The sequence below is a fragment of the Acinetobacter sp. CIP A162 genome, from assembly GCF_000367905.1.
In the GTDB taxonomy this organism is placed as follows: Bacteria; Pseudomonadota; Gammaproteobacteria; order Pseudomonadales; family Moraxellaceae; genus Acinetobacter; species Acinetobacter lwoffii.
Window position 1 is genome coordinate 1,078,052 of record NZ_KB849159.1, and the last position, 15,737, is coordinate 1,093,788.

Genomic DNA, 15,737 nt, shown 5'->3' on the forward strand with positions numbered 1-15,737 from the left:
AGTTGAAAATATGTTTTGTAGATTAAAGCAATTTAGAGGAATAGCTACTCGATATGACAAGCTCAAAAGAAATTATCAAAGTTCTGTTGCTTTAGCCTGTATATTTTTATGGCTACCTTTATAGGGTTAATTATGAACAGTAAATGTCAACAGACCCTAGTAATTCTAAAGAAAAATTAGAAGATTTATTTTCGAAAATAGATAATAAAATTGCAAGAATTGAACTACAAGAAAATTTTAAACATGGGAAATTATATATTCCTATATTGAGAGGGATGCGCCCTGTTACCAACCTTGAAAATAAACAACCTTACATTGAGCGTGCCCAAAAAGATTATTTTTCGGATACAACTCAATTTAATTCTGAAAATATTATTACAGGTGAATGTCTATACCATGAACTTAAAATCCATTTGTTAGGCGAGCCTGAACAACGAGATTTAATCAAAAGTTATGAAGAAAAACTAAGCCAATATTTTTTTGATAATGAACTTGTTTCACTCATACCTAAACACGATCAAGATGTTGTGAATATTAAAATTGGAAAAGATAAACAATTTCCTATCTCTCAATTAGGTGACGGCCTGCAACAAGCAATTATTTTGACATATGAAGCCTACATAAAAAGCAAAGATAACGAGGGTTACCCAGAACCGCACGCATTTTTTATAGAAGAACCTGAACTTCACATGCATGCTGGTATGGTTCGTCAATTGATGAATTTCTACTTAAACGAAACACCTCATTATTATTTCTTTACAACGCACTCAAACCACTTACTCGATATGGCTGATGAATCTGATCAAGTCATGATTCAGAAATTTGTAAAGCAACCCAAAGTAGATAATCCAAGTAAATTTGATTTTAAAATTCATCGTTGTGACAGAGATCGTGACTTACTTGCTTCATTAGGTGTACGTCCTTCTTCTATTTATTTGGCTAACTGTACGATTTGGGTGGAAGGCATTACAGATCGACTGTATATCACTAAATATATGCAGAAATATTTAGATGTATTAAAACAAGAAGAAACTTTAGTGGTTGAAGGAAAACCTAATAATTTAGATTTATATAAATTTAGGTCATCAGATATTCAAAGATTAATGCCGAATTACCATTACACATTTGTAGAATATGCTGGTAGCAACTTAACGCATTGGGATTTTAGTGACGAATTTACTGATCATTTAGATGATTGCGGTATGAACGCTCTCTTAACTTCTAGTAGTGTGTTTCTTATAGCTGATGGTGATATTAAAACTAAAAATAAAGGCATGAGAGCTACAAGTTTAGAAGAAAAACTAGGAGAAAAGTTTTTCCTTTTAGAGTGTAAAGAAACTGAAAATACCCTGCCATCAAACATTATTTATCATGCTTGCCGTATTAAATTTTTAGGCTTAAATGGTGCTTTTCAGGATGATGAGACAAAAAGAAATGCTCTTTCCAATCATCTATCCATGGATGGTATGCAAGCAGATACCAAAGAAGGTTTTGATATTGTCACTCTAATAGAAGAACATGATTATTTTCATGCAAAAAATGGTATTGGTAAAATTCTTGATGACCAAATTAGAGTGGGTAATCCTAGAACCACTGATGACAAGCCTAAAAAATGTTTTTCTGATCAATCAGGCACTATTAAAGAAAAACTTAAATTTTGTCGCTTAGTTCTAACGGTTATGGATCATGTTGAATGGGAATTAACCGAATCTGCCAAAGAACTATGTAAAAAAATTTTCGAACACATTATTTCTGAAAACCCTTTACCAAATAAAAAGACCGCTTAAGCGGTCTTTTTATTCCTATCTCATCAAGCCACTGGCGCCAACGTAAACAACACCTGCCCCGTTTTTACCGTCTGCCCTTTTTCAATGGTAATTGCATCCACACGCATACGCTCAGGTGCCATAATTGGTATCTCAATCTTCATCGCTTCAATCACAGCTAAGGTCGCACCTTCTTCCACAATATCGCCTGACTGACATTCAATTTTCCAAATTGAACCTGGCATATGCGATTCCACCGCACAACCACCTTCAGGCACTTCAACACCTTCGCCATCATCCACAGCATCTAGACTTTCAGAGACATATTCCGCAAGACCTGCTTCATGCCAGCGACGGCGCTCTGCATCAAAGTTGGCTTGTTGCACCGCTTTAAATGCCGAAATAGATTCTTGGTTTTCAGTTAAGAAGTCGTTGTATTCTTTTAGATTCAATACACCATCTTCAATGCGTAATTTTAAACGCCCTGCTTTAAAGTCCTCACGCATCTGCATCAGTTCAGCCTCAGACACTTCATAAAACTTAATTTGGTCAAAGAAGCGCAGTAACCACGGCATACCTTGCTCAAAATCAGGGTTTTTACGGTAGCGTGACCACATTTGCGAAGTACGACCGACAAACTGATAGCCACCCGGACCTTCCATACCGTAGACACACATATACGCACCGCCAATACCCACAGCATTTTCAGGTGTCCATGTCCGTGCAGGGTTATATTTGGTGGTGACCAAACGCTGGCGCGGATCAAGTGGCGTTGCCACAGGCGCACCCAAGTACACATCGCCCAAGCCCATGACCAAATAACTGGCGTTATAGACCACATCTTTCACAGCTTGTTTGTCTTTTAAGCCATTAATACGACGGATAAATTCGATATTGTCAGGACACCACGGTGCATCAGGTCGCACAGTTTGCATATAGCGTTCTGTTGCGAGTTGGGTTTGTGAATCTTCCCACGCAAGCGGTAAATACACGGTGCGTGATGGCACTTGCATCTTGGTCACATCAGGCAGTTGTTCTTCTGCGACTTGAAGCATACGCAATAAATCAATTTGATCGAGCTGAGTCGAATCAAAATGAATTTGCAGTGAACGAATACCCGGTGTCAGGTCAATAATGCCTTGAATATTTTGATCTTTGACCCATTGCATCAGCGCATGAATACGGAAACGTAGGTTTAAATCTAAAACCAATTCGCCATATTCAACGAGCATATAGTTATTGCCCGCAGGGCGATACACCACATCAGGAGTGCCATTTTGACCTTTTAACGTATCTAAAATGGCAGATTTCAGTGTGCTGATTTCAGGATAGAACGATTCATCAAAGGTGACTGCTTGTGTATCTTGAGCAGTTAATTGCGCATGATATTTTTCATTCAGCAATTTGGCTTGATGGTAGCTCACAGGCACAAATTTAACTTTATCACCGGCTTTGAGCTGACCCAATTTCCATAATTCAGAATTGATCACCACCGCAGGGCACACGAAACCACCTAGGCTTGGACCATCAGGCCCAAGAATAATTGGCATATCACCAGTGAAATCGATCGCCCCAATGGCATAGGCATTGTCATGAATATTGGATGGATGCAGACCCGCTTCGCCACCGTCCTGACGAGCCCATTCTGGTTTTGGACCAATCAAACGAATTCCGGTACGGCTGGAGTTGAAGTGAATTTCAAACTCGTTGGCAAAGAAGGTATCAATGTCGTTTTTGGTAAAGAAATCAGGCGCACCATGTGGACCGTACATCACCGCAATTTCCCAAGAATTGGAAAATGTTGGGATTTGATCTTCTATTAAGGCTTTCACGTCATCAGATGTAAATGCCGTGATTGGAAGCATATCGCCAATCAGTAAATTACGCCCCGCATGACCGCCAAACTGACCCAAGGTAAAAGTCGCTTGTGAGCCTAAATATTCAGGCACATTCAGACCACCTTTAATGCCGATATAAGTACGGCAACCTGTGGCGATCTTGCCACATTTGAGTACCTGACCTTTGCGCACATTCACAGTCTGCCACATCGGGACAGACACACCATCCAACGTCGATGGCATATCACCACCTGCCAATACAATTTGACTATCACAATGGAATTTTAAGCTTGGGCCTTGCAAGGTACATTCGAGCCCTGCGGTATTTGGTGCATTGCCTAACAGTTGGTTCGCAACATTTAAAGACAGCGGATCAATCGCACCTGATGGCGGAACACCAACATCCCAGTAACCTAAACGTCCTGTCACATCTTGCACGGCGGTTTGAATGCCCGCTTGTAGCACTTCAATTTTTTGAGTTTTCCACTCAAAGGTATTTAAAAAACGTGTGGTTTGCGTACCGGCTTTAAAGACATTGCAGTCGATAATGTTTTGTAGATATTCAAGGTTGGTTTCAATGCCCGCCACTTGGGTTTTAGCGAGCGTAACTGTCATGGCTTGAATTGCAGAATCACGATCATCCGCAGTCACAATAATTTTGGCAATCATCGGGTCATAGAAAGATGAGACGTTTGAACCTGTTTCTACCCAAGTTTCATTACGCGCGTTGGCATCGAACTCAACATGCGTCAAAAGTCCTGCACTTGGTTGGAAGTTTTTGATTGGATCTTCGGCATAAAGACGCACTTGAATCGAATGACCTTGCGACTCAAGTTTTGATGTTGGTGCAACCCAATCGCCACTGCCTAAGGTCACCATCCATTCCACAAGATCGACACCAAAGACTTGTTCAGTAACGCCATGTTCCACTTGTAGACGGGTATTCACTTCCAAAAAGTAGAATTCTTGTGTGTCAGTATCCATCACAAATTCAACCGTACCTGCCGAGCGGTAGTTCACCGACTGCATCAATTGAATCGCGACATTTTGGATATAAGCACGTTGTTCATCATTCAGATGTGGTGCAGGCGTTTCCTCAATCACTTTTTGGTTACGACGTTGTACCGAACAATCACGCTCACCGAGTGCTAAGATTAATCCATTGCCATCACCAAAGATTTGTACTTCGATATGACGGGCATTTTGTACAAATTTCTCGAGATATAAACCTGCATCTTTAAAGTTGGCTTGCGCTAAATAAGACACGGTTGCATAAGCTTCTTTCAGCTCCTCCGCATTCCACACCAAACGCATGCCAATACACCACCTGCGGTACTTTTCAGCATCACAGGATAGCCAATACGTTCAGCTTCAAGCAGGGCTTCAGCTTCATCAGCCAATAATTGGCTACCTGGCAATAACGGTACATTGGCTTGAATCGCCAATTCACGTGCAGTGTGTTTCAGACCAAATGCTTTCATTTGCTCGGCATTTGGGCCCAAGAACACAATGCCTTGTGCTTCACAGAGATTACAGAATTCGGTATTTTCAGACAGGAATCCATAGCCCGGATGAATCGCTTGCGCACCGGTATGTTTGGCCACTTCTAAGATTTTATCGACATTCAGATAGCTTTGGCTTGCAGGTGCATCACCAATAAAGACCGCTTCATCAGCTAAAGTCACATGCAAGGAATCACGATCTGCTTCCGAATACACCGCAACCGATTGGATGCCTAATTTTTTAAGGGTACGGATGACACGACAAGCAATTGCACCACGGTTGGCGATGAGAACTTTATTAAACCCATATTTTAAAGTCATAGTCTTATACCTCGCCTTCACGGACAATCAGTTGAATTTTTGTTGGGTTATAGGCATTACATGGGTTATTCAGTTGTGGGCAGTTTGAGATCAACACAATCAAATCCATCTCAGCTTTAATTTCCACATATTTGCCCGGTGCAGAAATCCCATCATCAAATTTCAGGTGACCATCTGAAGTTACAGGTACATTCATAAAAAAATTAATATTTGGACCGATATGGCGCACATTCAGACCATGCTTTTTCGCAATCGGATGTTGTGACAATGCAATCATGAAATTGTTACGGCAACTGTGCATTGGATATTTATCATGCGCATAACGGACTGTGTTACTTTCACATGAACATGCACCGCCTAAAGTATCGTGGCGACCGCAGTTGTCATCATGAATACTCACAATTTTATTGCCAAAGTTGGTATATAAAGTCGTACCTTTTTCTAGATAAATTTGACGGTTCATCGCCAAAGTATCGGTTGCGCTATAACGCTCTTCAGGGTTATGTGCGGAAATAAACAAAGTATCCACCGCTTGATTACCTTCAAGATCAACAATACGGAAATACTGGCCTTTTTTGACTTCACACATCCATGCTTCACCGGCAGGACAAACTTCGCTAAGTACTGATTTTTCTAGATTTACGAGTGCAGTCATGATCATTCCCCTTAAGCAGTTAAAGCGTAGTAGCGGTTATTATTTTGAAACGCACGCTGATTTTGCGGGCATGAGTCACGGCAGACATCGGTGTCGCCTAAAGGCAGTGCTTTAAAGAGTGAGAGCTGAATATCGGCTGGTGCATATTCATTAGAATTGTCGAGTGCATGTGGTGCGCTGGATAAAAACACCAAACAATCCATTTCAAAGCGTAGTTCAATCACTTGATCGGTATTATCAGATACGACATAAGACAAGTTGCCGTTGTCATCCGGTGCAACTTTTGAAAATAGGTTTAAGGTATTACTCAGATCCGTCGCAGATAAACCAAATTTGGTCATCTCTAAAAGTAGGCTGTCTTTAGCATTGCGGTACATGTCGTTGCGGGCATCCTGGAAGGTCTTCGTACCAAACTGTGCTCCAATTTGCGGTGCGGTACTTGGCGCACAAAAGGCATCATTCCAACCGTGGTCATCTTTGACAATCGAGATCATCGCACGTCCTAAATCAGACGCTAAAATATGCCCTGTACTTAAAAATGCCGTGTGTTGTGCTTTTAAGCTGTCTGGCATGTTATAGGCTTCAAGCTTGTCTTCGCTATTTACACAAAACAGTGAAACATTGGCATTCGCGCCTAAAGATTTGAGTTGTAAAACTGCGCCACGCTGAATGCGTGCTGACCAGTGGTGTCCACCCGGTAAACGTTCAGTCCAGAGGACTTGATCTTCGTGATAAGTTATTGTGCTCATTTGCATCCATCCCAATCTTTTTACGGTTTACCTCCCGGGCTTTTATCCCTCCGTGTAGCTTGGGTTTGAACAAACCTAGCCGTGAACTCTCGGTCGCAGACCTACATGAATGTTCATGTATCGGAACCCTAGATCACTTTATGATGATGTAGATAGATGCAAAGGACGTGCCAAACTGGTAATACTATTTTTTATATTCGTAATACTTTTTTTTGAGATGGAACTGATTACTTCAGGTGCAAGGCTCTGAAAAAGGCATCAAGATGTACCAAAATAAAAAAATCCCGGCTTGTACCGGGAATTGTAAAATCTAGAGATGAGAACTCAATCAAACTATTTAAGCGGTAGAGTTATTTACTTAAAATCTCATGCAGCATATTACGTAACCATTGATGACTGGTTTTATGATGACAAGACATATGCCAATACTGCTTTACGGAATAGGTCGGGAAAGCAATCGGTGCCTCAAAAATCTTGAGATTGCCACGTGATAACAGGACTTCACTCAAATAATAAGGCACGGTCGCAATCGCATCGGTTTCCTGTACCACCAGTCCTACCCCGAGATAACTTGGCAGACGCATTAGAATGTCACGCTTGAGTTCCAGATTCAGCAATTCATTTTCAATATGGTAATGCCCCATCCCGGCATCAATATCAATATGGGTTTCACGTAAATACTCTTCTGTCGTGATGCTGTCACCGGTCAGGCGCGGATGGTCTTTCGCCGCGATCACCACATAATATTGCTCAAACAGTTTCTGCTGATAAAAGCCATTCTCCAGATTTGGCAAGAAGCCCAAAGCCAGATCAATCTCACCATTGGCCATTTGATAACTGGTTTCCGAGGTAATCGGACGCACATTCAGACGGATATGGGATGCATGCTGTTTCAAATACTGGGAAATTTTCGGCAATAACACCAGATGCGATACATCGGTCATCGCCAATGTAAAGCGCTGCTGTGAAGTGACCTGATCAAAATTGATCGTAAAATTATTGATTGCTTCAACTTTGCTCAGTGCTTCGCTGACCAAGGGAAAGAGCTGTTTGGACAGGTCTGTCGGCAGCATTTCATTGCCAATACGTAAAAATAAAGGATCACCATAATGCTGGCGAATTTTATTCAGCAGATTGCTCACCGCAGGCTGGCTCATATCTAAATGATCGGCTGCCTGGGATACGTTTTTAAATTTATAGACATAATAAAAAATACTGAGCAATTTACAGTCAAGTTCAAACACAGAAATACATTTCCTTTAACTTTCTCCTCATTCGGACAGGTCTTTCATCCGCATAAGTCTATTGAGGGTCAGATTAAAATATAACACTTCGCAACTATGTTCAGGATTAAACTCGCTGTAATTTTCCGAAAAAAATACTTTTGCCAGATGAATAAATCCATTAAAAAGTACCTCAACAAGTACCTCAACGCAAAATTTCCAGCCCGGTTTGCTCAGGTCAGTTAAACATTTAAATCGTATGCGATATACTCAGCCACACCCAATAAATGGTAAAAATACAGAGAAATCTTATATGTTTCAGGATAAAAAGCTGGTCTGTTTTGATCTGGATGGTACGTTGATTGATTCTGTAGGCATCTGGAATCAGGTCGATGCAGCCCTGATTGATGAGCTCTCCAACAGAAAAGTCGATTTACATGAGATTCAGCAACAGCGCGATCTTCAACTTACCGCCTTGAGACATAGACCAGATCCTTATCTGGAATATTGTGGATTTTTAAAAGAACAATACGATTTTGAACCAGTTAAAGAAGAAGTAAAAAATCGTCGTTATACAATTTCCCGACATTTTCTGGATCATATCGTCGAGTTAAAACCTCAGGCAGACCTCCTGATTCAGGCTTTAAAACAGCAACAGATATCTCTGGCTTTGACCACCACCACCAGTTTATTCAATGTACAGCGCTATCAGGATAACAATCGAAATATTAATTCTAAAATCAGCTTTGAGGATGATTTTGCCTTGATTCTCACACGTGAAAATGTCCAGAACATTAAGCCGCATCCCGAAGTTTATCTGAATGTTTTGCAAGCCTTTAACCTTCGACCTGAGGAATGTCTAATTATTGAAGACTCTCTAGTCGGTGTAGAAGCAGCAAATCATGCGGGCATCGAGGTAGTGGCAATTTATGACCAGCACTCCGCTCATGAAATAGATTTGATCAAAGCCAAAGCAAATTATTATGTCGAAGATTTTGCTGAATTATTAAGTTTCGTTCCATAAAGCATTCCTAAAAAAAGATGTCATGCTCTGTCCTTTCACATGACATCTTTGATTTTATCTTGTGCGTAAAATTCTCGCTGACTATTTGGCTTTTTTATAGATTGAGCCTGAACCGACCAGATTTCCGGTTTTCTCATCGATTGCGAAATCGACCATACCTGCACCTGCATTCAACTGAAGCATGCCATTTTCGTTCACTGCAGCGGGCATTGGATTCTTTTTCTCGGTTTTACCGGTTTCCTTATCTTTGATCGTATTGGTAATCAGATAATTTTCACCATTTTTAGAAATAACCAGAATATTTTCAAGTTTTGGATTTTCCACGGTGTTTTTCCAATTGCCCTGATAATCTGGTGCTGGCGCTTCAGTGGTGTTACAAGCAGTTAAAAGCACTAATAATGGGATTGCTGAAAAATATTTAAGATGTTTCAAAACTGAGACCTTGAGTGTAACGACGCGGCCATTATAGAGAGAAGCCTTTAGAGCTGAAGCAGGTTGTTGTAGGCAAAGCGTTTCAGCAGTACTGGATCTGTTTTGCTTTCGTCATTTTTTGAAATCTGTATCCATATTTTATTCATAACAGGATTATTCTAATGATATTAAATCTGATAAAACTTAAAAAAAATTCCTCAATAGACCATCCAAATCTATTGAGGAGTACCAAAATGGTGAATAAGTAAAGCTTAAAAATTATGACAATAGTTTCGCTTTAAAGTAGTTGAATACAGATTTGGCAGCATGGGTTTTTTCAACCACCTGCTCAGTCCAGTGATTCGGTAGAGAACATTTAGCCAGACCTACCCACACTGTAGAAAACTGTTTCATGAAGCTGGCTTCGTTATAGTGAATACCATATTCTGCACAGAGCGCTTTGATTTTTGGCGCAACCTGCGCATAGCGATTGGCGGGCATGTCCGGGAATAGATGATGCTCAATCTGATGACTCAAATTACCACTCAAGATATGTAGCCAAGTTGTTCCACTAAAATTGCTCGAACCGCGAATCTGGCGTAAATACCACTCGGCACGGGTTTCATTGTCGGTATTGTCCATTTCAAAGGTTTCAGCATCTTCAGTGAAATGACCGTTAAAAATGACGGCAGAAGCCCATAGACTGCGAATCACATTGGCCACCGCATTTCCGGTAAATACCGGAATGGCATTTGGCCCGGCAATGATCGGAAAAAATACATAATCTTTTAACACCTGACGGCGCATTTTTTGGCGCAAAGGTGCTGCCTCTTCCCAGACTTCTTTCCAGGTCTTTGTTTTATAAGCAATCACATCTTCCAGATGCAGGCGTTGCAAGCCAACATACCATTCGAAAAATACCATTAACTGAATGCCCAGTGGAATATTAAACAGAAAGCGTGGTTCCCACTTTTGCGATTCACTGACCCGAATCAGACCATAACCGACATCATGATCCATTCCGACGATATTGGTATAGGTATGATGAATATAGTTGTGCGTATATTTCCAGTCATCGCCGGTTGAAATCGTATCCCAATCATAGGTCGCACCGTTCAGACTCGGATCGTTCATCCAGTCGAACTGGCCATGCATGACATTGTGACCGAGTTCCATATTTTCCACGATTTTGGAAAGACCGAGCAGACCTGTCCCCGCCAGCCATACCGGTGGCAACCAACCGGCAAACATCAGCATGCCGCGTGAGGCAATTTCGCTATAGCGGACAAAGTTGCGGATTTTATAAATATATTCGGCGTCTTTTTCCCCCAGATCATCCATGACCTCGCGGCGGATCGCATCGACTTTGGCACCGAATTCCTCAATCTGTTCAGGACTAAGAAATTGGCTTTTGCTATGTCGTTTAAAATCAATTTGCATATTCATGGGAGCACCTTCTTATAGTTTAATTAATGGCTTATCAATAGTTTATAAATTAATCACCACAGGACTCACTGCCTGAGAAATGCACAGTTTGATCTGGGTATTATTACCATGATCAATTTCACCGGTCAGGACATTTCGTACCGAACCACTGACCTTGGTACAGGAACAGGTATTGCAGATACCCATTCGGCAGCCATGCGCTGGTCTCAAGCCGGATTTTTCGGCACTTTCCAGTAAGTTGGACTGGGCTTGAAATTCCTGCTGCGATCTTAAAAACCGTACCGGCTGTGCTTTAATTTTTTCATCGACCACAATCTGGAAATATTCCGAATGAAAATTGGATTTCAATTCCAGTTTATCAACGATGCGAAGTGCGGCCTTCATCATCCCGGCGGAGCCACAAGCATAAATTTTTCGTTCTGCAAAGTCTGGCACCAGCTCTTGCAATAAGCTCTGCGTCAGATGCTGCTGGTGTTCCACGGTATTGAAATGGTGATATTTCAAGTTTGGATGCATAAGAGCCAATGTTTTCAGTTCAGCATGAAAGGCATCATCTCGAGTGAAATAAATCAGGTCGATCTGTTCCAGAGACTGAATGACTGCTTTTTGCAGCAAGGAGTAAATGGCGGTAATACCACTACCTGAAGCCAGGAATAAAATCGGCTGGGTGGATTTTTGCAATGTGAACTCACCTTGGGGCTGAGATATTTCAACCACCGCACCAATTTGCATCAGACTTAAGGCACGTGACACTTTACCCTGCTGTTTAACCGCAATGATCAGATCACCATTTTTCAATACCGTCACCACAGAATAATGTCGCTGATGTCGTATGCCATCGAGTCTAACAGTCACTGCAATATTCTGGCCGGCCTGAAATGACTTGGCTTTAAAATTATGATTTGGACGTAAGTGAATTTTGAAAAAGTCAGGGCTGATGGCTTGAATGCCCATAACGGCAGCCTTAACTTTTTTGATTGCCCAAGTTGGATGGATTTTTTCACCAATAAAATCAATGAAATCTTCCCGGATCCAATGCGGCTGATAGGTTGGCATGCTTGTCATTTTTATCCCCTTATCCGCAGACAGTTTCATTAATGTACAACTGTCTAATTATTATATTGCTCAGGATAAAGAATTCTCACATTCAGACCATGTCAATACAGGTCAAATTATGTGCCTAAGCCATATAATATGACTTTTTGTCGGACAATATCATCTAAAAGTATCGATCAAGACTATATGGATTGAGAAAAAGCATTTTTAAACAGACAACGCTGCTTAGCCTGTACATAAAAAAACTGACCTCTATTCGAGATCAGTTTTTTGACTTCATGTAGGGATTTTCAGATTAAATGACGCTTTAACCTGCTGCCTGCTCCAAAAGAATAGTCCCATATAATTCACGCAGATCTTTTTTCAGCATTTTACCAGTACCACTGAGTGGAATCGCATCAACAAATACGACTCGGTCTGGAATCTGCCATTTGGCTACCTTGTCCGCATAATAATCCAGCAGATCAGTTTCACTTAGCTGGCTGTCCGGCTTTTTAATGGCAATCAATACCGGGCGCTCATCCCATTTAGGATGCTGGGCGGCAATCACGGCAGCCATCGCAATTTCCGGATGTCCCATGGCAATATTTTCCAGCTCCACCGATGAAATCCATTCTCCGCCAGACTTGATTAGATCTTTAGAACGGTCACTGAGTTTCATAAAGCCATCCTGATCCAGCGTAGCAATATCGCCGGTATCAAACCAGCCGTCAGCAGTCAGTGCAGACTCTTCTTTGCCGAAATAATGGCTGATGACCCAATGCCCTTTCACTTGTAAATTTCCTGTGGTCTGTCCATCACGTTCAATTTCATGCATCCCTTTTTCTGCATCAGTCAAACGTAGGTCAACCCCGAATGGTGGACGACCTTGGGATAGACGAATCTGTAATTTTTCTTCATCAGACAGATGCAAATGTTTGGTCTTGAGCTGATTCGCTGTACCCAATGGACTGATTTCCGTCATGCCCCAGGCATGGATCGTTTCACAATTAAACTGTTCTTTGAACGCTCTTAGCATCGCCGGTGGGCATGCCGATCCACCCACTACATTTCGTTTTAGGCTTTCCAATTTGGAACCTGACTGGTTTGCGGCGGCAATCAACCCCTGCCAGATGGTTGGTACACCAAGTGCTACCGAAACCTGATAAGTATCAATCAGGTTGACTAGACTGGCACCATCCAGACCCGGTCCAGGAAGAACCAAAGTGCATCCGACCATTGCAGCGGCATACGGAGTGCCCCACGCATTTACATGGAACATCGGCACCACAGGCAACATAATGTCGGCAGCCGAGACATTTAAGGAGTCAGGTAAAATGATGGCATAGCTATGTAATACCGTAGATCGATGGCTAAATAGCACACCTTTGGGATTTCCCGTGGTTCCTGATGTATAACACAGAGAGCTTGCCGAGTTTTCATCAAGTGTTGGCCACTCAAATTCTGCATTTTGGCCGGCAATCAGATCATCATAAAATTGTACTTCTGGAATCGCTTCTCTAACTGCCGGATCAGCTGCATCCAGACAGATAAAATGCTCGACCGAGGTCAACAGCGCTTTCACGGCTTTAATTAAAGGGACAAATGTTTTATCGAACAGCACCACGCGATCCGCAGCATCATTAATAATAAAAATGAGCTGTTCCGGAAATAAGCGCGGGTTAATCGTATGACAGACCAGGCCGCTGCCAGAAATGGCATACCAAGACTCTAAATGGCGATGATTATTCCAGGCAATGGTCGCGACCCGATCTCCCTGCGCCAAGCCGAGTTGTTGTAATGCATTGGCAAAACATTTCGAGTTTTGATGAATTTCTCCCCAATTGGTCACTGTAATACTGGTATCGGTATTTTTGGAAATTACCTCGGTATCGGCATGATAGCGTCCTGCATGTTCAATCATGCTGCTGATCAGTAAAGGCTGAAACATCATATTTCCGAGCATTCTCCACTCCTTTGTGCTTGTTATTGGTCCGTATTTTCGTATCGTTGTAATAGTTGCATGATGGCTCGATCTGAAACCTTAACTTACTTTTTATCATCATGTGGATCGAATTTAGCAAGGAAATCTAACTTTGTAAGTATCGAATTGTGACAAATTAAGCCAAGTGACTGAGGCGTATAAAAATGGGAATACAATTTAGGTATAGATAAAATTTCCCCAGAAAATCTGAGACCTGGTTTTCACTTTAATTGTCGTACATCAAGACTCAAGCTTAAAAAATAGAATGACAATAATCCTATTCCTCCCTTTTGTTATATTAAACACCTTAAAATATGCTATAAATCAAAATAATTAGAACAGTTTTAGTTCAAGAAAGTGTATGTATAAGTCTGAAAAACTGGCACAGAATATTCGTCAGATGATTGAAAACGGCATATGGAAGGTACATGAAAAATTGCCTTCACTTCGCGAACAGACCCAATTATCTGGTTATAGCCTGATGACGGTACTCAATGCTTACCAGGAACTTGAAGCACAAGGTCTGGTCTATGCCAAAGACAAATCGGGCTATTACGTTGCAGAACACACTCAAGCGCTGCTCAATAGCAAACAGTCCGCCCAGATTGGTTTAAATCCTAAAATTCAAATCAATTCGGTGGTATTTAATTATTTAAAATCGACTCAGTCAGCAGAGATTGTGCCTTTTGGTTCTGCCTTTCCCAATGCAGAACTGTTATATAACGCCAAATTTATGCAGATTCTGGCGCAGCAGGCCAAAAGAAAAAGCAGTTATAACAACCAGAATCATATGCCGCCCGGCAATCAGAACTTGCGGCAACTGATTGCTAACCGTTATCAATTACAAGGAGTTACCTGCAATCAAGATGACATTGTCATTACATCCGGCGCACTAGAAGCACTGAATCTGTCTTTACAGGCCTTAACCCAACCCGGTGATTTTATTCTGCTACAGCAAACCATATTTTATGGTGCCTGGCAGGCAGCCGAGCGTCTGGGATTACAGGTGATTACGATTCCGGAACATCCACAGTTTGGCTTTGATCTGGAATCATTTGAACAGGCTTTAAAACAGTATCCGATCAAGGTGTGCTGGCTGATGCTGAATGCCCATAATCCGATTGGCTTTACCGTCAGTTCTGAAATCAAACAAAGAATTGCGGAACTCTTGTATGAATATCAGGTGTATTTAATCGAAGATGATGTTTATCAGGAATTAAATTATGGTTCATCCAAACCGCTACCCGTTAAATATTTTGATCGGCATCAGATGGTTTTGCACTGCGCCTCATTTTCGAAAACGCTGGGGATGGGTGCACGCGTCGGTTGGGTGTATGCCGGCCCATTTTCCGATGCCATTCAGCACTTACAGCTCATGAGCACTTTAACGGTCAGTCCCTTACTTCAAAATGCGCTGGTCGAATTTATTTCACATCATTATTATGAAAAACATTTGCGGCATTTAAGGCAGCATCTGGAAAAATATAAAAAGAAATTTTATCAGGAACTCAAAGCGCGTTTGGGAAGCATCTGTGAAATTTACTATTATTCCAGTGGTTATTTTCTCTGGATTGAGTTGCCTAAAGAAGTCGATGCCCAGCAGCTCTATGAACAATTACTTCAACAACATATTTCAATTGCCCCTGCACTGCTGTTTAAGCCTGAGCCTGCAAGCCAACATTATATTCGCCTGAATTGTTCGTTTGAATGGACAGCCCAGATTGAAGATGCAGTCAATCTGCTGGCAGAAACCATTCTTCAAAATAGCAAAAGCGCGGATTAA

10 protein-coding genes, 2 pseudogenes and 1 riboswitch are annotated in these 15,737 nt (G+C 41.6%); of the genes and pseudogenes, 4 read left to right on the forward strand and 8 right to left on the reverse strand.

The annotated features are described in order from the left end of the window. Both F995_RS16385 and F995_RS11510 read left to right on the forward strand, forming a co-directional pair. Nucleotides 1-124: pseudogene (locus tag F995_RS16385) on the forward strand (IS5/IS1182 family transposase); the annotation flags it as partial. Between the two features lie 19 nt (nucleotides 125-143). Then, nucleotides 144-1,787 (forward strand): ATP-dependent nuclease, encoded by a 1,644-nt coding sequence (locus F995_RS11510; protein WP_004647018.1) that lies wholly within the window; start codon nucleotides 144-146, stop codon nucleotides 1,785-1,787. Between the two features lie 23 nt (nucleotides 1,788-1,810). Here the strand turns inward: F995_RS11510 and uca are convergent. From uca to F995_RS11530, 4 genes and pseudogenes are all read right to left on the reverse strand, one after another. After that, nucleotides 1,811-5,427, reverse strand: a pseudogene (gene uca, locus F995_RS11515) (urea carboxylase). A 4-nt stretch (nucleotides 5,428-5,431) separates the two neighbouring features. Beyond that, nucleotides 5,432-6,082, reverse strand: a complete 651-nt coding sequence (locus F995_RS11520; protein ID WP_004647022.1) for an urea amidolyase associated protein UAAP2 — start codon at nucleotides 6,080-6,082, stop codon at nucleotides 5,432-5,434. 11 nt (nucleotides 6,083-6,093) lie between these two features. Further along, a complete protein-coding gene (locus F995_RS11525) occupies nucleotides 6,094-6,831 on the reverse strand; it encodes an urea amidolyase associated protein UAAP1 (RefSeq protein WP_004647023.1) in 738 nt (245 codons plus the stop codon). A 29-nt stretch (nucleotides 6,832-6,860) separates the two neighbouring features. Next, a riboswitch (guanidine-I (ykkC/yxkD leader) is annotated at nucleotides 6,861-6,974 on the reverse strand. A gap of 207 nt (nucleotides 6,975-7,181) precedes the next feature. Continuing rightward, nucleotides 7,182-8,075 carry a LysR family transcriptional regulator gene (locus F995_RS11530; RefSeq protein ID WP_004647024.1) on the reverse strand — a complete coding sequence of 298 codons (894 nt, stop codon included), beginning with the start codon at nucleotides 8,073-8,075 and terminating at the stop codon, nucleotides 7,182-7,184. A 292-nt stretch (nucleotides 8,076-8,367) separates the two neighbouring features. Here F995_RS11530 and F995_RS11535 point away from each other — a divergent pair, with 292 nt between their 5' ends. Beyond that, nucleotides 8,368-9,078, forward strand: a complete 711-nt coding sequence (locus F995_RS11535) for an HAD family hydrolase (RefSeq protein ID WP_004647026.1) — start codon at nucleotides 8,368-8,370, stop codon at nucleotides 9,076-9,078. Nucleotides 9,079-9,159: 81 nt separating this feature from the next. On the opposite strand, the gene F995_RS11540 is transcribed toward F995_RS11535, so the two are convergent. The 4 genes from F995_RS11540 to F995_RS11555 all read right to left on the reverse strand — a co-directional run bounded on the left by F995_RS11540 (nucleotide 9,160) and on the right by F995_RS11555 (nucleotide 13,936). After that, nucleotides 9,160-9,510, reverse strand: a complete 351-nt coding sequence (locus F995_RS11540; protein WP_004280391.1) for a hypothetical protein — start codon at nucleotides 9,508-9,510, stop codon at nucleotides 9,160-9,162. A gap of 258 nt (nucleotides 9,511-9,768) precedes the next feature. After that, complete coding sequence (locus F995_RS11545; RefSeq protein WP_004647028.1) at nucleotides 9,769-10,935, reverse strand: fatty acid desaturase family protein; 1,167 nt, start codon at nucleotides 10,933-10,935, stop codon at nucleotides 9,769-9,771. 42 nt (nucleotides 10,936-10,977) lie between these two features. Then, nucleotides 10,978-12,000, reverse strand: a complete 1,023-nt coding sequence (locus F995_RS11550; RefSeq protein WP_016807072.1) for a flavin reductase family protein — start codon at nucleotides 11,998-12,000, stop codon at nucleotides 10,978-10,980. Nucleotides 12,001-12,298: 298 nt separating this feature from the next. Further along, nucleotides 12,299-13,936 (reverse strand): long-chain-fatty-acid--CoA ligase, encoded by a 1,638-nt coding sequence (locus tag F995_RS11555; RefSeq protein ID WP_004647030.1) that lies wholly within the window; start codon nucleotides 13,934-13,936, stop codon nucleotides 12,299-12,301. Nucleotides 13,937-14,315: 379 nt separating this feature from the next. Between F995_RS11555 and F995_RS11560 the strand changes: the two genes are divergently transcribed. Continuing rightward, nucleotides 14,316-15,737 (forward strand): aminotransferase-like domain-containing protein, encoded by a 1,422-nt coding sequence (locus F995_RS11560; RefSeq protein WP_004647031.1) that lies wholly within the window; start codon nucleotides 14,316-14,318, stop codon nucleotides 15,735-15,737.

Coding starts and splice junctions, on each gene's coding strand:
- F995_RS11510 (WP_004647018.1), top strand. CDS start 144: ATGTCAACAGACCCTAGTAATTCTAAAGAAAAATTAGAAGATTTATTT.
- F995_RS11550 (WP_016807072.1), bottom strand. CDS start 12,000: ATGACAAGCATGCCAACCTATCAGCCGCATTGGATCCGGGAAGATTTC.
- F995_RS11535 (WP_004647026.1), top strand. CDS start 8,368: ATGTTTCAGGATAAAAAGCTGGTCTGTTTTGATCTGGATGGTACGTTG.
- F995_RS11520 (WP_004647022.1), bottom strand. CDS start 6,082: ATGACTGCACTCGTAAATCTAGAAAAATCAGTACTTAGCGAAGTTTGT.
- F995_RS11560 (WP_004647031.1), top strand. CDS start 14,316: ATGTATAAGTCTGAAAAACTGGCACAGAATATTCGTCAGATGATTGAA.
- F995_RS11555 (WP_004647030.1), bottom strand. CDS start 13,936: ATGCTCGGAAATATGATGTTTCAGCCTTTACTGATCAGCAGCATGATT.
- F995_RS11525 (WP_004647023.1), bottom strand. CDS start 6,831: ATGAGCACAATAACTTATCACGAAGATCAAGTCCTCTGGACTGAACGT.
- F995_RS11545 (WP_004647028.1), bottom strand. CDS start 10,935: ATGAATATGCAAATTGATTTTAAACGACATAGCAAAAGCCAATTTCTT.